The sequence below is a fragment of the Streptomyces enissocaesilis genome, from assembly GCF_039533765.1.
GTDB lineage: Bacteria > Actinomycetota > Actinomycetes > Streptomycetales > Streptomycetaceae > Streptomyces > Streptomyces enissocaesilis.
The window spans coordinates 467,565-490,496 of record NZ_BAAAUD010000047.1 but is presented as its reverse complement, the minus strand read 5'-3'; the positions used below and the strand labels follow the sequence as shown (position 1 = coordinate 490,496).

Below are 22,932 nucleotides of genomic sequence, written 5' to 3'. Positions count from 1 at the left end.
GATCGGTGCGCGGGGGGCGCCCCGCACCGGAACATCCGGTGCGGGGCGCCCCCTTTTCCCTGTTCCTACCCCTGCCTCCGCAGCGCACCGCCCGCCGCGGAGGCCCACAGCCTGCGGCAGGACAGCAGGGCCGCCGCGACGAGCAGACCGTTGCGTACGACCATGAGCGCGCACCCCAGCGGCGTGCCCGTCACCACGTCGTCGTACAGCACCGGGTAGGCGAGCGTGCTCACGGCGGCCGCGGGCAGCAGCAGCGCGGCGACCGGGCGCTGGGTGGTGGCGCGCGAGGTGAGGCAGACGGCGGCCAGGCCGAGCAGCCAGACCAGGTACTGCGGGCTGATCACCCGGCTGGTGACGGTGAAGAGCAGCACGGCGGCCAGCGCGGCGTCGAAGGGGGTGGCCGGTGTCCAGTGGCGGGCCCTGACGCGCCACAGCAGCAGCCAGCAGAAGGCGGCGGCCGTGGCGAGGAGGGAGGCGTGGGCGAAGGAGGAGACGTACGGTCCGGTGAACTCCATCGCGCCGTACCGGTACTCGACCTTGCCCGGCCAGCCGGCCGGCCGCGCCAGGGACAGCACGGTGCCGGCGACCGATTCGATCTGCACGCCCCTGCTGCCCTGCTGGCGCAGGAAACCGAAGGTGTGCGAGAAGGCGGCCGCGAGGACGGCGAGCAGCGCCGCCGCACCGGCGGCGGCGGACAGCCAGGCGTGGCGGGTGGTGCGTCCGCGGGGGGCGCCCAGCAGTACGAGGACCGGCCAGAGCTTCACCGTCGCACCGAGCCCGGCGAGCACACCGCCGACGCGCGGGTGGCGGTGCATGCAGAGCAGGGCCAGTGCGGCGAGGGCGGTGACCTGCACGTCGTACCGGACGAGGGGCAGGTGCAGGAGCAGCGGCAGCGCGCACACCCACATCCAGGCGCCGGCCGTGGAGCGGCCGGGGCGCCGGCCCGCGCGCGCGAGGGCGGCGGCGAGCAGCGCGTCGGCGGCCAGGGTGAGGACGAGGAACGCCTGGAAGTACGTGAGCCAGGGCAGGGCGCCCGGCCCGAGGATCACCAGGGCCGCGCCGGGCGGGTACTGCCACATGACGTCGTCCAGGGGGAAGCCGCCCCGGACGAGCTGCTCGTACCAGCGGTGGTAGATCTGGTGGACCTCGCCGTTGATCGTGCCCACGTGGAAGAAGCCGAGGGGCCGCGCGAGCAGGGCGAGCATGGCGAGGCGGGTGGCGGCCCAGACGCCACCGAGCCTGCGGCCGCAGCGGCGCGCGGCGGCCGCGGGGGTGGGGGAGCCGGGGGCGGTGTTCGCGTCGGTGGCCGCGATCTGCTGCGTCGTCATCAACGCGCACTTTAGCCACCCTTGGGCTGTTCCTACGGCTTTGTGTGCGCCGCGCAGGCGGCGACGACGTCCTTCGCTGGCCCGTTCACTCGTACCGTCCCGGCCGGGATGCCGGACGGCGGCCCGGTCGTGGGGACCGGACCGCCGTGGTGGGTGTGGCGGGGGGTGGGTGCGAGGGGGCTACTTCACCGCGCCGGCCATGACGCCGGACACGAACTGCCGTTGGAAGGCGAAGAAGACGATCAGCGGGATGATCATCGAGATGAAGGCGCCGGGCGCCAGGATGTCGATGTTGTTGCCGAACTGCCGTACCTGACGCTGGAGCGCCACCGTGATCGGCGGGCTGGCCGAGTCGGCGAAGATCAGCGCGACCAGCATGTCGTTCCAGACCCAGAGGAACTGGAAGATGCCGAGCGAGGCGATGGCCGGGCCGCCGAGCGGCATCACGACGCGCGTGAACAGCCGGATCTCGCCCGCCCCGTCGAGGCGCGCCGCCTCCAGCAGTTCCTTGGGGATCTCCGCGAAGAAGTTGCGGAGCAGGAAGATCGCGAAGGGCAGGCCGAAGGCGACGTGGAAGAGGACCACGCCCGCCGTCGTCTCGAAGATGCCGATCTTGCCGAAGAGTTCGGACACGGGGACGAGGGCGACCTGGACGGGCACCACCAGCAGGCCGACGACCACCAGGAACCACCAGTCGCGGCCCGGGAAGTCCATCCACGTGAAGGCGTACCCGGCCAGTGAGCCGATCACCACGACCAGGACGGTCGACGGCACGGTGATCATGATCGTACTGAGCAGGGAGTCGATGACGGTGTTGTTGTCGAGGAGGGCGGCGTAGTTGTCGAGGGTGAGGTCGGAGGGCGCGGAGAAGACCTTCCACCAGCCCGTCTCCGCGATGTCGGTGGGGCTGCGCAGCGACGAGAAGAGCAGCCCGATCGTCGGCATCAGCCAGAACAGCGCGACCAGGATCAGGAAGACCCGCACCGCGCCGCCGCCCGCGCGCGCCGCGATCCGTGCCGGCAGGGACTGCTTGGGTTTCGTACGCGTGAGGGTCACCGGCGGCTCTCCTTTCGCATCCGGCGGATGTTGAAGAGCATCACCGGGACGACCAGCAGCAGGAGCAGTACGGCGATGGCGCTGCCGACGCCGGGATCCGCGTCCGTGCCGAACGACGAACGGTAGAGCTGGAGCGCCAGCACGTTCGCGTCGTCCTGGGACGACCCCGGCGCGATGATGAACACCAGGTCGAAGATCTTCAGCACGTTGATCATCAAGGTGACCAGCACCACCGCGAGGACGGGCGCGAGCAGCGGGACCGTGATGCGGCGGAACACCTGCCACTCGTTGGCGCCGTCGACCCGGGCCGCCTCCAGCAGCTCGCGCGGCAGCCCCGCGAGCCCGGCCGCGATCAGCACCATCGCGAAGCCCGCCCACATCCAGACGTAGGAGCCGATGATGGCCGGGGTCACCAGGCTCGGACCGAGCCAGTCGACGCCGTTGTACGGCTCCCGGAAGTTCGAGGCGGGCAGGCGCAGCCCGGCCCCGTCGGCCTTCGCGGAGAGCGTGAAGGTGCCGTCGGCGCCGGCCGTGGCCGAGTCGACGACCTTGCCGTCCTTGACCGCCTCGACCTTGATGCCCTTGAGGCCGAACTCCTCGGGGTCGATGGTGTTGGGCTTGCCGCCGCCGCCCCTCGTGAAGTCCAGCCAGGCGGTGCCGGTGACCTTGCCGGCCGCCGCCCCGGCGGGCGCGGCGAGCTCGGCGTCGCCCGGCATCCTGGCGGGCGGTACGCCGACCAGGGGGAGGAGGACCCGCTCGCCCGCCCTGACCGGCTCCTTGGTGACGAAGGACCCGCCGCCGCCCGCCTTCAGCGGATGAACGGGCAGCGGGCGCGCCTTGGGGAAGCCGGCCGACTCGGAGAACATGTCGTGGACGCTCACCGCGACGGCGTTGGCGACCCCGCGCTCCGGATTCTGTTCGTACACCAGCCGGAAGATGATGCCCGCCGCGAGCATCGAGATCGCCATCGGCATGAAGACCAGCAGCTTGAACGCCGTACCCCAGCGGATGCGCTCGGTGAGTACGGCGAATATCAGGCCCAGCGCGGTCGAGACGGCCGGGGCGACGACCACCCAGACCGCGTTGTTCTTGGCGGCGGTCAGGATGGTGTCGTCGGTGAAGATCTCGACGAAGTTGTCGAGGCCGGCGAAGCTGTCACCCGACTTGTCGAAGAAGGACCGGTAGACCGAGTACCCGATCGGGTAGACCACGAGCGCGCCGAGCAGCACCAGCGCGGGCAGCAGGAAACCGGCCGCCATCGCTGTGCGCGTGCCCGTCACGCTCTTGCGTATGCCGTTGCCGGCGGGGGGTGGCGTGACCTTCGCGGCGCCCCCCGCGGTCGCTGACGTCATCGCGTCGACCCGTCAGCTCTTGTAGGCCTTGGCCGCGTCGGACTCCAGCCGCTGCTGGGTCCCCGCGATGTCCTTCGGGTTCTTCAGGAAGTCCTGGAGGGCCTTCCACTCGCCCTTGCCCGGCGTGCCGCCGAACGACTGCGGGGCCTGGTCCGACATGTCGAAGCGGAAGTCGTCGCCCGCCGCGATCAGCGCCTTCGCGATGTCGCGCTGCACGTCATTGGGGTACGCCGCCACGTCCAGGGCCTTGTTGGGCGATACGAACCCGCCCGCCCGGGCCCAGATCTCCGCCGCGTCCGTCGAGGCCAGGAAGGTCAGCAGCGCCTTGGCGCCCTTCGAGTCCTTGAGCGCCACGGCCGCGTCACCGCCGGTCACCACGGGGGACTCGTCGCCCACCGCGGGGAACGGGAACACCTTGGCGTCGGTCCCGATCTTCGCCTTCGTCTGCGCGATGTTGATCGCGACGAAGTCGCCCTCGAAGACCATCGCGGCCTTGGGCTCGTCGGCGAACGTCTGGGTGACGGACGCGGGGAACTCGGTCTGCAGGGCCCCGTCCTGGCCGCCCGCGATGAGTTCCTTCCTGCCGAACAGCTCGGCGAGCGTGGTCAGCGCGTCCTTCACGGACGGGTCCGTCCACTTGATCTCGTGCTGGGCCAGCTGGTCGTACTTCTCGGGGCCCGCCTGGGAGAGGTAGATGTTCTCGAACCAGTCGGTGAGGGTCCAGCCGTCCGCGCCGCCCACCGAGACCGGGGTGACACCGGAGGCGGAGATCGTCTCCGCGGTGGAGAGGAAGTCCTTCCAGGTCTTCGGCTCCTGGGCGCCCGCGTCCTCGAACGCCTGGGCGTTGTACCAGATCAGGGACTTGTTGGCGGCCTTGAAGTACACGCCGTACTGCTTGCCGTCGACAGCGCCGATGTCCTTCCAGCCCTGCGAGTAGTTCTTGTCCAGCTGCGCCCGGGTCGCCGCGTCGACCGGCTTGGCCCACTTGCGCTCGACGGCCTGCTGGAGCGCGCCGACCTGCGGCAGCATCGCCACGTCGGGCGGCGAACCGCCCGCGATCTTCGTACCGAGGAAGTTGACGATCGGGTCCTGGGCCGGGACGAAGGTGACCTTCGCGCCGGTGCGCTTCTCGAACTCGGTGAGGACCTTGGTGAAGTTCTCCTGTTCGGGGCCCGTCCAGACGGCGGCGACCTGGACCTCTTCGCCGTTCAGTTCGGGCAGTTCGACGGTGGCCGCGGAATCCTTCGTGTTTCCCGCGGAGCCCTCGTTCTTGTCCTTCTCCTTGTCGCCACCACAGGCGGTGAGGGCGAGCGTGCTCGCGGCGATCATCGCCAGGGCAGCCCTCCGAGCCCTGCGTCCCCTGGGTGTGCGAAGAGTTGTGCGCATGCCTGCCCCGTCTCTCCTGTGCGCGTGCGGACCGGCGCAGCCTTGAGAGAACCACTGGCGCCGATGCCGGTCTAGCTGTCCCGTGGGTCAGTCCTACGCCCGGCTGTCGGCCCCGGCAATAGCGCCTTCCGTGTCAACCGGGTGATCGTAATGGGCCTGTGACGTTGGGTCAGGCGTCCCCGGGGGTGCCGAGGGGCGGCAGCGGGGTCGCGTCGACCGTGCGGGCGGCGCGGTCCAGGGCACTGGCCAGCAGGGCGAGGTCGGTCGGCCCGTTGCCCAGTTCGCGCACCGGGCGGCGGGCCGGCGGGTCGCCCATCCGCTCCCACTCCAGGGGGACGACGGTGGGGCGCAGCGTCGCCGTACGCGGAATGCGGCCGGTGACCCGGCCGCCCTGGAACGGGGTCACGGTGCCGTCCGCGCGGTGCAGCCCGCCGCGGCCCGGCGCGGGCTCCTCGGGGGCGGGTGCGGACGGCGGGGCGTCCAGCACCACGCGCAGCCGCGCGCCGCGCGCGAGCTCGGTGTCCGCCGTACGGTCGGGTCTGGCGGACGTGACCACCAGGTGGACGCCCAGCCGCTCGCCGTCCCTGGCCACCGCTTCCAGGGCCCGCACGACGGAACCGGCCGCGGGCCGGCCCGTACTGCCGAGGGCGGGGGCGACCAGCGCGTCGAAGTCGTCGACCAGGACGACCAGGCGGGGGAGGGGCGAGGGCCCGGTGCCGGCGCGGGCCTGGCGCTCCCGGGACGCGGTGGTCCGCAGGCGCAGCGTGCCGCTGGGGGGCGAGTCCAGGTCGCCGTGGAGCTCGGCGGCGTCGGGGCGGCGCTGGCCGACCATGCGGCCCGACACCTCGCGGTGCGTGTGCCACTCGGCGAAGCCGGTGCTGCCGAGGAGCTCGTGGCGGCGCTTGAGCTCCGCGCCCAGGGCCTGGGCGAACTCCCGCATGCGGACGGGGTCGGAGGCGACGAGGTGCGTGGAGACGTGCGGGAGTTCGGTGCAGGCGCGCAGGCCCTCGCCCCGCTCGCCACCGGCGCCGTCGACCAGGACGAGGCCGAGGCGGTCGGGGCGGGCCGCGGCCGCGAGGGACGCCGCGACGGAGCGCAGCAGCTCGGTGCGGCCGCTGCCCGCCGGGCCCTCGACGAGCAGGTGCGGGCCCTCGGCGGTCAGGTCCACGCAGAGCGGGCCGCGCGGGCCCGCCCCCAGCACCGCCCACGCGCGGGTGGCGCCGGGCGCCTGGTCGTCGTCGGCGGCCGCCGCCCAGCGGGCCATGAGGGAGGCGGGGGTGGCCCTGGCCAGGCCCAGCTCGTCCAGGAGGCGGGAGGAGGGGGGGAGGGCGGCCGCGCGGCCGGGGCGGCCGACGGCGGGTCCGTCCGTACGCAGCGGGGCGAGCGCCCGCGCGAAACGCTCCGCCCAGGCGGCGGACACCGCGTCCACCGCGGCGAGCGTGCCGTGCCCCACGGGCTCGCCGCCCGCCGTGCGCAGCAACCGCAGCGCGGTGGCCACGTCGCCGCTGAGCAGGGCGGCGGCGCCGCACTCGCGGAACGCGGGCGAAGCGGCGCAGGCGGCCTCGTAGGTCGCGGTGACCGGGGAGAGGGGCGACGCGGCGGCCGTCTCGGCGAGGCAGACGAGGTGGATGCCGGAGGCCGCGCCGGTGGCGGCGAGCCGGGCGGTGGCCTCGCGCAGGCCCACGGAACCGGGGTCGCCGTCGACGACGACCACGGTGAACGGCCCGTGGTCCGGACCCTGCTGCTCCTCGTCGGTCCGGCGCATCAGCTCGGCGATCCGGGCAGTGGCCTGGTCCCGGTCGTGGGCGAGGAGCAGCCGGCAGTCCTGGCCGTGGGCGGGCCGCAGGTGCGGAAGCCAGCCGAGCCAGCCCCACTCGGCGGTGCGCTCCTCCAGCGGCCTCGCCCGGTCCGTACTGATCAGGACGATCTCGAGGTCGGCGGGGGAGTGCAGCGCGGCGAGCTGTGCCACGACGGACCTGGCCAGCCCGGCCAGCCGGGCCCGGGGCCCGGCGAGCCCCAGGGAGCCGACCTCCCGGAGTCCCACGGTCACCGGCACGGCGGGCAGCGGGCGCCCGCCGCCGGGCGCGGCCCGGTCGGCGGTGCCCAGCCGCAGGGCGAGTGCCTCGGGGTGCCCGGGGTCGCGCTCCCACAGCCGGGGGCCGGGGCCGAGCGCGGTCAGCAGCAGCGAGGCGGGGTCGGGCCAGGCGTCGGGCCGGGCGGCGGGGGAGGGGGCCGCGCCGGCGCCCGGGCCGGCCGGCGGCATCCCGAGGGGGGTGGCCTCGGCGGGCGCGTACTCGTCCACGGGCTCCGTCCGGCCCCCGGTGAGCCGCCGGGCCCAGTTCCCTATGCCGCCCCGCCGGCGCGCGGCGCCGGGCTGCGGCCCGCCGCCGTGGGTGGCGTCCTCTGCGGGGCGGGTGCTCCGCGGGCCGGGCTCCGCCCCGGGGGCTGCGGCTTCCGGTCGCGGGGGCTCCGGGGCCGGTGCCGCGTCGGGGCGCCTCCCCGGGTGCCGGACGTCCGGGTACGCGGAGTGTTCCGGCGCGGGGTGTCCGCCCCCCTGCGGGGAGCGCCCCGGCGCGTCCCCTCCCGGCACCGCGCCCGTGCGGCCGGAGACCCGGCGGCCGCCGGGGGTGGCGGCGCGGCCCGTGCCGGTCGTGTAGGCCGTCGGAGCGCTGGGCGCGGGGCCCGGGTGGTGCTGCTCGGGGGTCGGGCCCTGTGCGGACGCTGCGCTGCGGTGCGGGGCGTCCGGGGCGCGGGTCACGCGGAGGTGGCCCTCGCCGTCCGGGGTGGTCGGGAGGGACGGGGGGTGGTGGCCGGGGGCCAGGCGCAGGGCCGACTCGCCGACGCGCAGCAGCGCGCCCGCGGGGAGCGGGACCGGGCGGTCGGTGAGTTCCTCGCCGTTCAGCACGGTGCCGTTGGTGGAGCCCAGGTCCGCCACCGTGACCCGGCCGTCCTCCGCCAGGGTCACCGCGCAGTGCAGTCGTGACACGTCCGGGTCGTCCAGCGGCACGTCCGCGTCCGCGGAGCGGCCGATGCGGATCCGGCCGCTGTGCAGGAGGTGGACGCCTCCGGCGTCCGGGCCCGCCACGATGTGCAGCTGGGCCGGAGGGTTTGGTGCCGGGTCGGGGAGGGCGTCGGCCTCGGGCGCCGGTGCGTAGAGGGACAGCACCGCTCCGTCGACCAGCGGCGGCTCGCCGAGCGCGCAGCGCTGCGTGTCGAGCCGCTCCCGCCCCGCGTAGACCACCACGGCGCCGGTGCTCTCCGGGCCGCAACCGGGACCGGAGACGGCCGCGGCCAGGCCGGAGGCGACCGCGGCCAGCGCGGTCCCGGGGGGCGCGGTGACGAGCACGTCGCAGGCGCGTCCGGTGGCCGGGGCGCCCTGGAGGTCCTGGGCACCGGCATGGGCGCCGTGCGGGCTCTGGCCGCTGCGCGGCGCGAGGACGGTCAGCCGGATCTGCATCGCGTCAGCGGTCCCTTCTGCGCGAAGTGCCCGGCAGGGGTGCCGCCCTGTGGTTCCCCCACCCGGCACGGACGCGTCGTCCGGTACAGGTCGGCACGTGGCGCGAGGCTCCCGACCCCACAGTCCGTGCTGCAGGCATCCTCGCACCTGCCACTGACAACACGCCCGCCACCCACCTCCAAGTGATCTTGAATGGTCGACTGTGAACGCAAAAGTGCCGGCTCGGGACCGTCGGTGACGGGTGTGGCACGCGCGTTCGGCAACCATCCGTACGGTACGGGCGTCTTCCCTCCGAACACGGCCCGGCCGTGCCCCGTTCGGAGGCGGGCGGGCGGCATTACAGTGGGTCGGGACCACGGGCCCGGACGCCCGGGACGATGGAGAACCACGAGCAGCAGGGAGCACATACGTGCGGCCGGTCGGCAGTAAATACCTGCTCGAGGAGCCGCTCGGGCGCGGCGCCACGGGCACCGTCTGGCGAGCCCGCCAGCGTGAGACCGCGGGCGCCGAGGCGGCCGTGGCCGGTCAGCCCGGTGAGACCGTCGCGATCAAGGTCCTCAGGGAGGAGCTCGCGAACGACGCGGACGTGGTGATGCGCTTCCTGCGCGAGCGGTCCGTGCTGCTGCGTCTCACCCACCCCAACATCGTGCGGACCCGCGACCTCGTCGTCGAGGGTGATCTGCTCGCTCTGGTGATGGATCTCGTCGACGGGCCGGACCTGCACCGTTATCTGCGCGAGAACGGTCCGTTCTCGCCGGTCGCGGCTTCTTTGCTCACCGCGCAGATCGCGGACGCCCTCGCCGCCAGTCACGCCGACGGCGTCGTCCACCGCGACCTCAAGCCCGCGAACGTCCTGCTCGACGAGCGCGACGGCCAGATGCACCCGATGCTCACCGACTTCGGCATCGCGCGCCTCGCGGACTCCCCGGGGCTGACGAGGACGCATGAGTTCGTCGGTACGCCGGCGTACGTCGCCCCGGAGTCGGCCGAGGGCCGTCCGCAGACCTCCGCCGTCGACATCTACGGCGCCGGCATCCTGCTGTACGAGCTGGTCACGGGGCGCCCGCCGTTCGCGGGCGGTACGGCGCTGGAAGTGCTCCACCGGCACCTGAGCGAGGAGCCCCGCCGCCCCACCACCGTCCCCGAACCGCTGTGGACGGTCATAGAGCGCTGCCTGCGCAAGGAACCGGACGAGCGGCCCAGCGCCGAGAACCTCGCCCGCGCCCTGCGCACCGTCGCGGTCGGCGTCGGCGTGCACTCGACGTCCGCGCAGGTCGAGGCGGCCATGGGCGTCGGCGCGCTGCTCGCGCCCGACCCGGCCCCCGCGCCGGTCCCCGACGCTCCCGGCGCCGCCGACCCGACCCAGGTGCTGCCGAGCAACGCCGGGTCGTACGATCCGGCCGCCGCGACCAGCGTCCTGCCGTCGACCGGAGCGCCTCGGCCCCCGTACGGCGCCGCCGACCCCACCGCCGTCATGCCGCCCGTACCGCCGCGCCCCGACGGCGCGCCCGGCGCCCCGGGCCCCGAGGACCCGCACCCCTGGCAGAACCAGCTGCGCGCGGCCCGCGACCGCAACGAGCAGACGCAGGTCCAGTACCTCGACCCGAGCCAGGACCCGCTGCGCCGCCGTCCCCAGCGCCAGCCGCAGCAGCCGCCCCATCAGCCTCCTCAGGCTCAGCCCCAGCGGCCCCCGCAGCGGCAGCAGCAACAGCGCCCCCAGCAGCAGCCGCAGCGGTACGCCCCGCCGCCCCCGCCGCAGCACCAACAGCCCCAGGCGCCACCCCCGCAACAGCGGTACGCGCCGCCCCAGCCGCCCGCCCCGCAGGCCCCGCGCCCGCCGCGCGAGCCCCGTGAGCCGCGCCGCCGCAGCGCCAATCCGATGCGGATTCCGGGACTCGGCTGCCTCAAGGGCTGCCTGTTCACGCTCCTCCTGCTGTTCGTGGCGTCCTGGCTGATCTGGGAGCTGACCCCGCTCCAGGAGTGGATCGGCACGACGAAGGGCTTCTTCGCCCAGATCGGCGACGTGATCGACGAGATCACGAAGTTCTTCAACGGCCTCGGCGGCTCCACCGGCAGCTGAATGCGCCGGGTCGGTCGAGCCGACTCAGTTGATTTGTCGACTTCTGGGGGTGTATTTCGCCCCTAGAAGTGAAGGTTGGTGCCATACGGCGCGCAGGACGCCCCGGCACCCGCGTAGCCTCGGGGCGACCGTCGGCCGCTGAGGGAGCAGTCTTGGCACGGAAAATCGGCAGCCGGTACACGGCCCACCAGATCCTTGGACGGGGCAGTGCCGGAACGGTGTGGCTCGGCGACGGCCCCGAAGGGCCCGTCGCCATCAAGCTCCTGCGCGAGGACCTCGCGTCCGACCAGGAGCTCGTCGGACGCTTCGTCCAGGAGCGCACCGCGCTGCTCGGACTCGACCACCCCCGCGTCGTCGCCGTCCGCGATCTCGTCGTCGACGGCAACGACCTCGCGCTGGTGATGGATCTCGTGCGGGGCACGGACCTGCGGACCCGGCTCGACCGCGAGCGGCGGCTGGCGCCCGAGGCCGCCGTCGCCATCGCCGCGGATGTCGCCGACGGGCTCGCCGCCGCGCACGCGGCCGGCGTCGTCCACCGCGACGTGAAGCCCGAGAACATCCTCCTGGACATGGAGGGCCCGCTCGGGCCCGGCGGCGCGCATCCCGCGCTGCTGACCGACTTCGGCGTCGCCAAGCTGATCGACACCCCGCGCCGCACCCGCGCGACGAAGATCATCGGCACGCCCGACTACCTCGCCCCCGAGATCGTCGAGGGCCTGCCGCCCCGCGCCGCCGTCGACATCTACGCCCTGGCGACCGTGCTGTACGAGTTGCTGGCGGGTTTCACCCCCTTCGGCGGCGGCCACCCCGGCGCCGTACTGCGCCGTCACGTCACCGAGACCGTCGTCCCCCTCCCCGGCATCCCCGAGGAGCTGTGGCAGCTCCTCGTCCAGTGCCTGGCGAAGGCCCCCGCGTCCCGTCTGCGCGCCTCCGAGCTCTCCGCCCGCCTCCGCGACCAGCTCCCCCTCCTCGCCGGAATGGCGCCGCTGGACGTGGACGAGCCGGGCTCGGAGGACGAGCAGACGCGGTACGAGGCGTACGGCGAACCGTCCCGGCGGCCCCTCACGCCCGCCGCGCCGCGCCGGCGCGGCGCCGTCCCCCTGGTGCCCGGATCGGCCCCGGACTCCAATCGCGACACCCATACGAGCATGCGCGTCCCCGCCCCCGACGAGCTGGCGGGCGGCGCCCGCGGCACGGCCCGCGCCCCCCGGGCCGCGGGCCAGCGCCGCCCCGGCTCCGCCCGCAACAAGCCGGGCGCCGTCCGCAGGCGGCGCTTCCTGCTCGGCGGCGCGGCGGTCCTGGTCGCCGCCGCGATAGGCGTGGGCGGCTGGCTGGCGGCGACGGGCACCGGCCCGGACCCCGCTCCGCAGGACACGAAGCAGTCGTCTCCGTCACAGCCGTAGCACGGGCGGACGGCCCGCGCTCCCGGGCGAGGGGAACGTACGGCCGCCCAGCCGTTACGCTGGACCCGTGGCAGTCGTCGATGTATCCGAAGAGCTCAAGTCCCTCTCCTCGACCATGGGGTCGATCGAGGCCGTCCTGGACCTCGACAGGATGAGGGCCGATATCGCCGTGCTCGAGGAGCAGGCCGCGGCCCCGTCCCTGTGGGACGACCCGGACGCCGCGCAGAAGATCACGAGCAAGCTCTCCCACCTCCAGGCCGAGCTGCGCAAGACCGAGGCCCTCCGCAGCCGGATCGACGATCTTTCGGTGCTCTTCGAGCTCGCCGAGGGCGAGGACGACGCCGACACCCTCGCGGAGGCGGAGTCCGAGCTGATCGCGGTCCGCAAGGCGCTGGACGAGATGGAAGTGCGCACGCTCCTCTCCGGCAAGTACGACGAGCGCGAGGCCCTGGTCAACATCCGCGCCGAGGCCGGTGGCGTCGACGCCTCCGACTTCGCCGAGCGGCTGATGCGCATGTACCTGCGCTGGGCCGAGCGCCACGGGTACGCCACCGAGGTCTACGAGACGTCGTACGCCGAAGAGGCCGGCATCAAGTCGGCGACCTTCGTCGTCAAGGCGCCGTACGCCTACGGAACGCTCTCCGTGGAGCAGGGCACCCACCGCCTCGTCCGCATCTCGCCCTTCGACAACCAGGGCCGTCGCCAGACGTCCTTCGCGGGCGTCGAGGTGCTGCCGGTCGTCGAGAAGACCGACCACATCGAGATCGACGAGTCCGAGTTGCGGGTCGACGTCTACCGCGCGTCCGGTCCCGGCGGCCAGGGCGTCAACACCACGGACTCGGCGGTCCGTCTGACGCACATTCCGACCGGCATCGTCGTCTCCTGTCAGAACGAGCGCTCCCAGATCCAGAACAAGGCGAGCGCCATGAACGTCCTCCAGGCGAAGCTCCTCGAGCGCCGCCGCCAGGAGGAGCAGGCGCTGATGGACTCGCTCAAGGGCGACGGCGGCAACTCCTGGGGCAACCAGATGCGTTCGTACGTCCTGCACCCCTACCAGATGGTCAAGGACCTGCGTACGGAGTTCGAGGTCGGCAACCCGCAGGCGGTTCTCGACGGCGAGATCGACGGCTTCCTGGAAGCCGGAATTCGCTGGCGCAAGCAGCAGGAGAAGTAAAACTCGCTTTGTCGACACGGCAACTGCCGCCCTTGAGGCGGCAGTTGCCTTTTGTGTCACAGTCGCATTCCCATATGCCAGGCAACTGCCTCTATTTCGGGCATTGCGTACGCAATGACCTTGACGCCCCCTTTGAAAGTGGCAAAGCTGGCGCGCGGCATGCGTATCTCTGGGGCGTGTGTGACCGGGGGGAATTCACAAACCCCCAGTGTCTCTCGCCCTGTGCGCTGCTCCACTGACGAATTCAGCTACTGGGGGTAGCAACCAGATGACCAAGAAGACGCGGATCCGCGTTGCGCGCATAGCAGCCGGTGCGGTGATCGCCGCAGGTGCTTCGCTGACTGCCGCGGGCGCCGCTTCGGCCGTCGGGATCGGTGTCGACGTGGCCGGCCTGAGCGCCGACGCCAGTGTTGACCAGGAGGGCCTCGACATCTCCCTCGCCGCCGACCCGGGCACCCCGGCCGACCCGGGCACCCCGGCCGACCCGGGCACCCCGGCCGACCCGGGTACTCCGGCCGATCCGGGCACCCCGGCGGACCCGGGCACCCCCGGTGACCCGGATGTCCCGTCCGACCCCGGTACTCCGGGTGACCCGGATGTCCCGTCCGACCCCGGTACTCCGGGTGACCCGGACGTCCCGTCCGACCCGGGCACTCCCGGTGACCCGGATGTCCCGTCCGACCCCGGTACTCCGGGTGACCCGGACGTCCCGTCCGACCCGGGCACTCCCGGTGACCCGGACGTCCCGTCCGACCCGGGCACTCCGGGTGACCCGGACGTCCCGTCCGACCCGGGCACTCCGGGTGACCCGGACGTCCCGTCCGACCCGGGCACTCCCGGTGACCCGGACGTCCCGTCCGACCCCGGTGGCAACGGTGGCAACGGGAACGGTGGCAATGGCAACGGCGGCAACGGGAACGGCGGCAACGGCGGCTCCGTGACCGGCGGCAACGGCGGCTCCGTGACCGGCGGCAACGGCGGCAGCACCACCGGTGGCTCCGTGACCGGCGGCGAAGAAGCCGGAACCACCACGACCGGTGACGGCGACGCCGGCACCTGCACCCTCGACCTCGACGGTGCCGAGTGCGAGGACAACACCGACACCGACAGCGCCGGCTCCCAGCCGGTGGCGCAGGGCAAGGCCAAGGAGGAGCTCGCCGAGACGGGCGCCGCCGAGACCTCGTTCCTGCTGATCGGCGCCGCGACGATGATCGCCGGTGGCATCGGCTTCCGCATGCTGCCGCGCCTGGTCGGTGGCGGCCGCACCGCCGCCTGAACCACCTAGGCGTACACGCCGGGCGTACAGGAAGGGCCCGGAGCGCACTGCGCGCTCCGGGCCCTTCTCCATTGGTCCACACCCGGCCCTCAGAGGGGCCGCAGAGGCGATCGCGGGCGGCAGAAGCCCTCCGGTGCCCCGGGCCGTACGGTCGGGCTCTACGCGGTCCGGTGCGCCACCAGGGCCATCACCGTCACTAGCAGCACCAGGAGCGCCACCAGTGCCGCGGGGCTCAGCCCGCCCAGCGGGCCGCCCTCCTGCTGCATCCTCGCCCTGTTGGCCCGGCAGACCGGGCAGCGGCCCTGGTTCACCGGGGCCGCGCAGTTCGCGCACACCAGTCGGTCATAGGTCATGCGCTTTCCTCCTCCCGCGCGGCGGATCCGCCTGTACGCGTTCTCTCCGCCCAACGCTCAGGGAAACGCGACCGTTCCCCCTTCCACTGTGCCAGCTCCCACGCGTTCCGGCGCGCCCCGCCGGAACACGGCCGCCACGTACCGCTCAGGACCGGTCGCAGGGGGCCGCCGGTCCGTGAGCGATCCGTGATAAAACGGCCATCGCCGGACGCCGACTGCGCGCGCCCGCCCGCGTCGCGTATGGTCACGCTCACCTACTCCCGGCGACCGTGGTGCACCCGTGATCCGATTCGACAACGTCTCCAAGACCTACCCGAAGCAAAGCCGCCCCGCCCTCAGGGATGTCTCCCTGGAGGTCGAGAAGGGCGAATTCGTCTTCCTCGTGGGCTCTTCCGGCTCCGGCAAGTCAACCTTCCTGCGGCTGCTGCTGCGTGAGGAGCGCGCCAGCCACGGCCAGGTGCACGTCCTGGGCAAGGACCTCGCGCGCCTGTCCAACTGGAAGGTGCCGCAGATGCGGCGCCAGCTCGGCACCGTCTTCCAGGACTTCCGCCTCCTCCCCAACAAGACCGTCGGGGAGAACGTCGCGTTCGCGCAGGAAGTCATCGGCAAGACGCGCGGCGAGATCCGAAAGTCCGTACCCCAGGTCCTCGATCTCGTCGGCCTCGGCGGCAAGGAGAGCCGGATGCCCGGCGAACTCTCCGGCGGTGAGCAGCAGCGCGTGGCGATCGCGCGGGCGTTCGTCAACCGCCCGATGCTGCTGATCGCGGACGAGCCGACGGGCAATCTCGACCCGCAGACCTCCGTCGGCATCATGAAGCTGCTGGACCGCATCAACCGCACCGGCACCACTGTGGTGATGGCGACCCACGACCAGCAGATCGTCGACCAGATGCGCAAGCGCGTCATCGAACTTGAGAAGGGCCGCCTCGTGCGCGACCAGTCTCGCGGCGTCTACGGCTACCAGCACTGAAAGGACGCCATGCGCGCCCAGTTCGTCCTGTCGGAGATCGGCGTCGGTCTCCGCCGGAACCTCACCATGACCTTCGCGGTGGTCATCTCCGTCGCTCTCTCCCTCGCCCTCTTCGGCGGGGCCCTGCTCATGCGCGAGCAGGTGAGCACGATGAAGGGCTACTGGTACGACAAGGTCAACGTCTCGATCTACTTCTGCAACAAGAACGACGCGGAGACCGCCGCCACGTGCGACAAGGGCGCGGTCACCGCAGAGCAGAAGAAGCAGGTCAAGGACGACCTCGGCAAGATGGACATCGTCAAGGACGTCCACTACGAGTCGGCCGACCAGGCGTTCAAGCACTACAAGGAGCAGTTCGGGGACACCTCGCTGGCCGACACCATCACCCCGGACCAGATGCAGGAGTCCTACCGGGTCAAGCTCGACGACCCGGAGAAGTACAAGGTGGTCGCGACCGCGTTCGCGGGCCGGGACGGCGTGCACTCCGTCGAGGACCAGCGCGGCATCCTCGACAACCTCTTCGAGCTGATGAACGGCATGAACGTGGCCGCACTCTGCGTGATGGCCCTGATGCTCGTCATCGCGCTGATGCTGATCGTCAACACGGTGCGCGTGTCCGCCTTCAGCCGGCGGCGCGAGACGGGCATCATGCGGCTCGTCGGCGCGTCCAGCTTCTACATCCAGATGCCGTTCATCATGGAGGCCGCGTTCGCGGGCCTGATCGGCGGCGTGCTCGCCTGCGGGATGCTGCTCGTCGGCCGGTACTTCCTGATCGACCACGGCCTGGCACTGTCCGAGAAGCTCAACCTCGTCAACTTCATCGGCTGGGACGCGGTGCTGGCCAAGCTGCCGCTGGTGCTCGCGATCGCGCTGCTGATGCCCGCGCTCGCCGGGTTCGTGGCGCTGCGCAAGTACCTCAAGGTGTGACATGAGCCCCGGGCGCCGTGCGGTCAACCGACCGTACGGCGCCTTTCGTTTGTCCTAGACTCGGCGCCATGCCAGGTCCGGTAGTCACCCTCCGTCCCCGTGGAATTCGCCGCGGGGCTGCCCTGACACTGGTTTTCGCGGCCGTCCTCGTCACTGCCGCCGCCACCGACTGCTGGCAGCGCGACGACGCGAAGTCCCCTTCCCCCCCCGCCCGTTCGATCGCGGCGACCGCCGACCGCGACGAGGTGGCCGCCGCCGCGGCCCGGGCGATGGCCGACGGCAAGTCCGGCAAGGAGGCGGCCGAAGAGGTCGTCAGCCGCAGCGGGGACCGGTGGGGCGCGGTGTACGACCCGGCGGAGTACGAGGAGTTCACGCAGGCACTCGACGGCGAGTACACGGGCGTCGGACTGTCGGTCGAGCGCGCGCCCGGCGGCCGCATCGAGGTGGCCGGGGTGCAGGCCGGCGGCCCCGCGGGGCGGGCCGGGATCAGGGAGGGCGACCGGCTCCGTACGATCGACGGCCGTCCGGTGGCGAACCGCCCCGTCACCGAAGTCGTCGGGCTCCTGCGCGGCGACGGTCCGGCGCGGGCGGGCAGTTCCGTCGTCCTCGGCCTGGAGCGCGGTGCGCGCGAGTGGAGCGAGACGCTGCGCCGCGCGCGCCTCACCACCGAGGCCGTCACCGTCGAGCCGCTCGCGGACGGCGGTGCCACGCTGATCAAGGTGGCGTCCTTCACCAAGGGCTCGGGCGAGCGGGTGCGGGACGCGGTCCGCGCCGCGCCCGAGGACCACGGTGTCCTGCTCGATCTGCGCGGCAACGGCGGCGGGCTCGTCGCCGAGGCCGTCACCGCCGCGTCCGCCTTCCTCGACGGCGGCCTGGTCGCGACGTACGACATGCGCGGCGAGCAGCGCGCGCTCTACGCGAAGCCGGGCGGGGACACCGCCCGGCCCCTCGTGGCGCTCGTCGACGGCGGCACCATGAGCGCGGCGGAGCTCGTGACGGGCGCGCTCCAGGACCGGGGCCGGGCGGTCACCGTGGGCTCGCGCACGTTCGGGAAGGGCTCGGTCCAGATGCCGAGCCGGCTGCCCGACGGCTCCGTGGCGGAACTCACCGTCGGCCATTACCGGACCCCGGCGGGCCACAGCGTCGACGGCCGGGGCATCAGCCCGGACCTCGTGGTGAGCGAGCGGGCCGAGGAGCGGGCCCGGACGGTATTGAGTGGCCTCGGGGGAGGGTCGTAGTGCGAAAATGGCCGCACTATGGCTAAGGAAAAAGGGCGCAAGATGATCGCGCAGAACAAGAAGGCGCGACACGACTACCTCATCATCGACACCTACGAGGCCGGCATGGTCCTGACCGGCACCGAGGTGAAGTCCCTGCGGCAGGGGCGCGCCTCGCTGGTGGACGGCTTCGTGCAGCTCGACGGGGGCGAGGCGTGGCTGCACAACGTGCACGTACCGGAGTACACGCAGGGGACCTGGACCAACCACTCCGCGCGCCGCAAGCGCAAGCTGCTGCTGAACCGGGCGGAGATCGACAAGCTCGCGAGCAAGTCGCAGGAGACGGGTCACACGATCGTGCCCCTGGCGATGTACTTCAAGGACGGCCGGGCCAAGATCGAGATCGCGCTGGCCAAGGGCAAGAAGGAGTACGACAAGCGGCAGACGCTGCGCGAGAAGCAGGACCTGCGCGAGACGAACCGGGCGATCTCGGCGGTGAAGCGCAGGGAGCGCGGGCGGCTCTGAGGCCCCGCCGGGACGGGCCGGCCGGCCGGGAGGAATGGGCTGGCACGGTCGTGCGTTGTTCACGTACGATGGCACCTGTGCCCCTCGGGGCGCGGCACCACCTTGATAAAACAACATGGGGATGATCGGTTTCGACAGCGGATGTCGAGGCAGGGGAAGCGAGTCGAGGAAGCGGCAATGATCTCGTTAACCATATGTCGCAACCAATAATCGCCGATTCCAAGCGCGATTCCTTCGCCCTCGCTGCCTAAGTAGCGACTTAGCGAAGTGTCAGCCCGGGGGTGTTCCCGACCCGGATCCTGGCATCATCAAGGGAACTAAACCACTCGGTCCGGTCACGGGATCGGGTGGGAAATCAAACAGTGACTGAGCCCGTCGGAGACTTGTCCGTGTGATCTCCGGGGCCGAGAAAAACGTAGCGGACTGCACTCGGAGAAGCCCTGTCTCCGCACCGTTGGACGCGGGTTCGATTCCCGCCATCTCCACAATTCCCATGTGAGGCGAAGGCCCCGCCGTCCTCGTGACGGCGGGGCCTTCGTCGTGCGCGGAGCGCGGAACGCATGTCTCCTCCTACCGGGGGCGGCGCAGCGCGACGCAGAGGACCGCGGCCAGGCCCGCGGCCGCGACCGGCGTCAGATAGGCCGAGGCCGGGGACAGGTGCTCCGCGAGCCGGCCGCCGGTGGCCGAGCCCGCCGCTATGCCGCCCAGGATCGCGGTGACGGCCAGGGTCATGCCCTCGTTCAACTGACCTTCGGGGAGGACGCGTTGGACCAGCGACATGCCGGTGACCATCGTCGGGGCGGTGGCCGCGCCCGCCAGCAGCAGGGCGCCCGCGACGGTGACCAGCGAGCCGGTGGAGGCCGCGAGCGGCGGCAGGGACATCAGGGCCGTCATCGCCACGACGCAGACGAGCAGGCGGCGGTGCGGGTCGGCTGCCGGGCGCGCGGACCCGTACAGCAGACCCGCCACGCACGATCCGACCGCCTGGAGGGCGAGGACCGGACCCGCGGCCGCGCCGTGGCCCAGGCCGTCGGCGAAGGCGAGAGTGACGATCTCCATGGAGCCGAAGACCACGCCGGTGGCGAAGAAGACGGCCAGCAGGGCGGGGACGCCGGGCAGGCGCAGCGGGGAGCGGACGGTCCTGGCGCGGGGGACGACGGGCGGTTCCGTGGCGCGCTGGGCGGCGAAGACCAGGACGCCGGTCATCAGGAGGACCGCGCCGGTCAGGGTGCCGGCCTCGGGGAAGACCGCCGAGCAGAGGAAGGCGGCGGCGACCGGGCCGAGCATGAAGCACAGCTCGTCGGCGGCCTGTTCGAAGGAGTTCGCGGTGTGCCGGGCCGCCGGGTCGTCGCGGTGCAGGTGGGCCCAGCGGGCGCGGGACATGCCGCCCGTGTTGGGGGTGGTGGCGGTCGCGGCGTACGCGGCGAAGAGCGTCCAGTCGGGTGCGCCGTGACGGACGCAGAACAGCAGGGCGAGCGAGCCGAGCACGGCGACGGCGGTGGCGGGCACCGCGACGCGGGCCTGGCCGTACCGGTCGACGAGCCGGGCCGTCCAGGGCGCGACGAGCGCGGTGACGCCGAGGCCGACGGCGGTGACCGCGCCCGCCAGGGCGTACGAGCCGCGCGAACCGGCGATCATCATGACCGCGCTCACGCTGAACATGCCCATCGGGAGGCGGGCGAGGAGGTTGCCCGCGGTGAAGGCGCGGGCGCCGGGGGTGGCGAAGAGGCGGCGGTAGGGGGAGAGGCGGCCGGGACCACGGCGGCGCGGTGCGTACGGGCAGTGGCCGGGGCGGGGCGCGGCGATCAGTACGTCGCCGGACACGGCCAGGAGAGGGGAGGGGGATTCGTGGAGGGGCATGGACCGATCCTCACGGCGGGCGACTGCGGCGGTCCAACACCTTCCGGACGCCGATTCACGCACCCGCGTTGTAAGTTCGCGATGTGCCCCATGACATCGAACCCCGTCTGCTGCGCGCCTTCGAGGCGGTCGCCGAGGACCTGCACTTCACCCGCGCGGCAGCCGGACTCCACGTGGCCCAGCAGGCGCTGAGCCGCGACATCCGGCGCCTGGAGCGGGAGGTGGGCTCCCAGCTGTTCGTACGGTCCACCCGCAGTGTGTCGCTGACGGCGGACGGCGAACGGCTCCTGCCCTACGCACGCCGCGTGCTGGCGGCGTACGACGAACTGGGCGGGGCCTGGGCGCGCGACGAGCGGCCGCTGGTCGTCGACGTCGGCGCGCCGGTCGGTACTGCCCACCACGTGCTGGAGGAGGCCCGGACGGCCGCGCCCGACGTCGAGTTCGTCGCGCGCTTCCACAGCGGTCTGACGGGCGCGGCGGCCGCGATCCTCGGCGGCAGGCTGGACGTCTCGTCGGGACGGGTCGCCGGGCTCGACCCGGCGGTGCTCGACCAGCTGGAGCACCGGCCGGTGCGCTTCGAGCGGATGGCCGTACTGCTCCGCGAGGACCATCCGCTGGCGGCGCTGGACGAGGTGCCGCTGGACGCGCTCGCGGGGGAGACCCTCTACGCGGGGGCGGGCAATCCGGCCACCGCGGAGTGGACCGATCTGGCGGTACGGCTCTTCGCCGGGCGGGGCATCGAGGTGGCGGCGCCGTTCCCGGAGATCGAGGGCGCCGAGGAGTTCGTCCGGTTCGTCCGCAGGCGGCGCTGGTCGGTGCTGGCGAGCACCGAGTTCATCGCGGTGCCCGGCATGGAGCTGCGGCCGATCGTGGAGCCCGTACCACTGTCGCCCATCTCGCTCGTGTGGCGGAAAGGGCTGCGGCACAAGGGTTTCGAAGTACTCGGAAGAACGATCGACGGGCTCGTGGAACGCCACGGCTGGCTGGACCTGCCCGCCGACGGGTGGCTTCCCGGGGCCGACCGGTCCCTGATGCTCGACGGCAGGTGACACGGCAGCCCGCCTGCCATGGCGTGCGCGCCCCGATCCGGTCCGGGGAGGGAGGCGCTCACAGCAGCGACGACAGCCTGGTGAGAGCAAGGTTGCGCGCCGGTCACCTCAGGGCACGGGCCTGAAATCCGCCGTGCCTAGCGTCGCCTCCAGGACCCGATCACTCGTGGAGGCACGTCATGGCAGGCCGGTGGATCGAACAGTGGGACCCCGAGGACGAAACCTTCTGGAAGCGGACGGGTGAGCGGATCGCCCGCCGCAACCTGCTGTTCTCCGTCCTCTCCGAGCACATCGGGTTCTCCATCTGGACCCTGTGGTCCGTCATGGTGCTCTTCATGGGGCCGGAGTACGGCATCGACCCGGCCGGCAAGTTCTTCCTGATCGGCACGGCCACCCTCGTCGGGGCGATCGCCCGCATCCCCTACACCTTCGCCGTGGCCCGCTTCGGCGGCCGCAACTGGACCGTCTTCAGCGCGCTGATGCTCCTGCTGCCCACGGGCGCGGCGTACGCCGTGATGGAGCCGGGCACCTCCTACACCACCTTCATGGTGGTCGCGGCCCTCACCGGCGTCGGCGGCGGCAACTTCGCCTCCTCCATGACCAACATCAACTCCTTCTTCCCGCTCCGCAAGAAGGGCTGGGCGCTCGGCCTCAACGCGGGCGGCGGCAACATCGGCGTACCCGTCGTGCAACTGGCCGGCCTGCTGGTCATCGCCGTGGCCGGGGCGGACCACCCCCGCGTCCTGCTCGGCGCGTACATCCCGCTGATCGTCCTCGCGGCCGTGTGCGCCGCGCTGCGGATGGACAACCTGGCGCCCGTACGCAACGACACCGGGGCGGCGAAGGCGGCCGTCCGCGCCCCGCACACCTGGATCATGGCTTTCCTCTACGTCGGGACGTTCGGCTCCTTCATCGGCTACAGCTTCGCGTTCGGCCTGGTCCTCCAGACCCAGTTCGGCCGTACGCCGCTCCAGGCGGCCTCGCTCACCTTCGTCGGCCCGCTGCTCGGCTCCCTGATCCGGCCCCTCGGCGGTTCCCTCGCCGACCGCTTCGGCGGCGCCCGCATCACGCTGTGGAACTTCGCCGCGATGGCGGCCGCGACGACCGTCGTCGTCTACGCCTCCACGACCGCGTCGCTCCCCGTCTTCCTCACCGGCTTCACCGCGCTCTTCGTCCTCACCGGCCTCGGCAACGGCTCGACGTACAAGATGATCCCCGCGATCTTCCAGGCGAAGGCGCTGGCGAAGGGCATGGAGGGCGAGGCGGCCGCGGCGTACGGACGGCGGCTCTCCGGGGCCGCCATGGGTCTGATCGGCGCGGTCGGCGCGCTCGGCGGACTGGCGATCAACCTCGCCTTCCGCCAGTCCTTCCAGACGGCGGGAACGGGCACGGCGGCCTTCGCCTCCTTCCTCGCCTTCTACGCCGTGTGCTTCACGGTGACCTGGGCGGTATACCTTCGACGTCCGGTCTCCGCACCGGCGAAGCCGCAGCTCACCTACGCCGAGGTCTGAGCCGCGCG

The 22,932-nt window shown here is 72.6% G+C and carries 17 protein-coding genes and 1 other RNA gene; 11 read left to right on the top strand and 7 right to left on the bottom strand.

Annotation, left to right across the window (positions count from 1 at the left end; all coding sequences use genetic code 11):
- Positions 1–65: 65 nt before the first annotated feature.
- The 5 genes from ABD374_RS24690 to ABD374_RS24670 all read right to left on the bottom strand — a co-directional run bounded on the left by ABD374_RS24690 (position 66) and on the right by ABD374_RS24670 (position 8,579).
- Positions 66–1,328, bottom strand: coding sequence for a glycosyltransferase 87 family protein (locus tag ABD374_RS24690; protein WP_344497767.1), 1,263 nt, complete (start codon positions 1,326–1,328; stop codon positions 66–68).
- 180 nt (positions 1,329–1,508) lie between these two features.
- Positions 1,509–2,384, bottom strand: a complete 876-nt coding sequence (locus tag ABD374_RS24685) for a carbohydrate ABC transporter permease (RefSeq protein ID WP_344497766.1) — start codon at positions 2,382–2,384, stop codon at positions 1,509–1,511.
- Positions 2,381–3,664, bottom strand: a complete 1,284-nt coding sequence (locus ABD374_RS24680; protein WP_344497803.1) for a carbohydrate ABC transporter permease — start codon at positions 3,662–3,664, stop codon at positions 2,381–2,383. The genes ABD374_RS24685 and ABD374_RS24680 overlap by 4 nt, the downstream gene beginning before the upstream one ends.
- Before the next feature lie 84 nt (positions 3,665–3,748).
- A complete protein-coding gene (locus tag ABD374_RS24675) occupies positions 3,749–5,122 on the bottom strand; it encodes an ABC transporter substrate-binding protein (protein WP_425577334.1) in 1,374 nt (457 codons plus the stop codon).
- A gap of 169 nt (positions 5,123–5,291) precedes the next feature.
- The gene (locus ABD374_RS24670) at positions 5,292–8,579 is read right to left on the bottom strand and encodes an FtsK/SpoIIIE domain-containing protein (protein WP_344497765.1); all 3,288 of its coding nucleotides are present in this window, start codon (positions 8,577–8,579) and stop codon (positions 5,292–5,294) included.
- Between the two features lie 409 nt (positions 8,580–8,988).
- Here ABD374_RS24670 and ABD374_RS24665 point away from each other — a divergent pair, with 409 nt between their 5' ends.
- From ABD374_RS24665 to ABD374_RS24650, 4 genes are all read left to right on the top strand, one after another.
- Entirely contained in the window at positions 8,989–10,659 is a 1,671-nt protein-coding gene (locus tag ABD374_RS24665; RefSeq protein WP_344497764.1) for a serine/threonine-protein kinase, read from the top strand.
- Between the two features lie 152 nt (positions 10,660–10,811).
- Positions 10,812–12,062 (top strand): serine/threonine-protein kinase, encoded by a 1,251-nt coding sequence (locus tag ABD374_RS24660; RefSeq protein ID WP_344497763.1) that lies wholly within the window; start codon positions 10,812–10,814, stop codon positions 12,060–12,062.
- A 67-nt stretch (positions 12,063–12,129) separates the two neighbouring features.
- Complete coding sequence (prfB, locus tag ABD374_RS24655; protein WP_344497762.1) at positions 12,130–13,236, top strand: peptide chain release factor 2; 1,107 nt, start codon at positions 12,130–12,132, stop codon at positions 13,234–13,236.
- A 268-nt stretch (positions 13,237–13,504) separates the two neighbouring features.
- Entirely contained in the window at positions 13,505–14,512 is a 1,008-nt protein-coding gene (locus ABD374_RS24650) for an LPXTG cell wall anchor domain-containing protein (protein WP_344497761.1), read from the top strand.
- A 158-nt stretch (positions 14,513–14,670) separates the two neighbouring features.
- Here ABD374_RS24650 and ABD374_RS24645 read toward each other — a convergent pair whose 3' ends face one another.
- Positions 14,671–14,865: a hypothetical protein gene (locus ABD374_RS24645; RefSeq protein ID WP_344497760.1), complete on the bottom strand. Its 195-nt coding sequence runs from the start codon at positions 14,863–14,865 to the stop codon at positions 14,671–14,673.
- 280 nt (positions 14,866–15,145) lie between these two features.
- Here ABD374_RS24645 and ftsE point away from each other — a divergent pair, with 280 nt between their 5' ends.
- The 5 genes from ftsE (at position 15,146) to ssrA (ending at position 18,992) form a co-directional block, all read left to right on the top strand.
- Positions 15,146–15,835: a cell division ATP-binding protein FtsE gene (ftsE, locus tag ABD374_RS24640; protein ID WP_344497759.1), complete on the top strand. Its 690-nt coding sequence runs from the start codon at positions 15,146–15,148 to the stop codon at positions 15,833–15,835.
- Positions 15,836–15,844: 9 nt separating this feature from the next.
- On the top strand, positions 15,845–16,762 hold the full coding sequence (ftsX, locus tag ABD374_RS24635) for a permease-like cell division protein FtsX (RefSeq protein ID WP_344497758.1): 918 nt from the start codon (positions 15,845–15,847) through the stop codon (positions 16,760–16,762).
- 68 nt (positions 16,763–16,830) lie between these two features.
- On the top strand, positions 16,831–18,000 hold the full coding sequence (locus ABD374_RS24630; protein ID WP_344497757.1) for a S41 family peptidase: 1,170 nt from the start codon (positions 16,831–16,833) through the stop codon (positions 17,998–18,000).
- Positions 18,001–18,018: 18 nt separating this feature from the next.
- Positions 18,019–18,504, top strand: a complete 486-nt coding sequence (gene smpB, locus ABD374_RS24625; protein ID WP_093800617.1) for an SsrA-binding protein SmpB — start codon at positions 18,019–18,021, stop codon at positions 18,502–18,504.
- Between the two features lie 117 nt (positions 18,505–18,621).
- Positions 18,622–18,992: a transfer-messenger RNA gene (gene ssrA, locus ABD374_RS24620) on the top strand.
- A gap of 82 nt (positions 18,993–19,074) precedes the next feature.
- On the opposite strand, the gene ABD374_RS24615 is transcribed toward ssrA, so the two are convergent.
- The gene (locus tag ABD374_RS24615; RefSeq protein ID WP_344497756.1) at positions 19,075–20,364 is read right to left on the bottom strand and encodes an MFS transporter; all 1,290 of its coding nucleotides are present in this window, start codon (positions 20,362–20,364) and stop codon (positions 19,075–19,077) included.
- Positions 20,365–20,447: 83 nt separating this feature from the next.
- On the opposite strand from ABD374_RS24615, the gene ABD374_RS24610 reads away from it, so the two are divergent.
- Positions 20,448–21,413: a LysR family transcriptional regulator gene (locus tag ABD374_RS24610; protein ID WP_344497755.1), complete on the top strand. Its 966-nt coding sequence runs from the start codon at positions 20,448–20,450 to the stop codon at positions 21,411–21,413.
- 179 nt (positions 21,414–21,592) lie between these two features.
- Positions 21,593–22,924, top strand: a complete 1,332-nt coding sequence (locus ABD374_RS24605) for a nitrate/nitrite transporter (RefSeq protein WP_344497754.1) — start codon at positions 21,593–21,595, stop codon at positions 22,922–22,924.
- Positions 22,925–22,932: the final 8 nt, after the last annotated feature.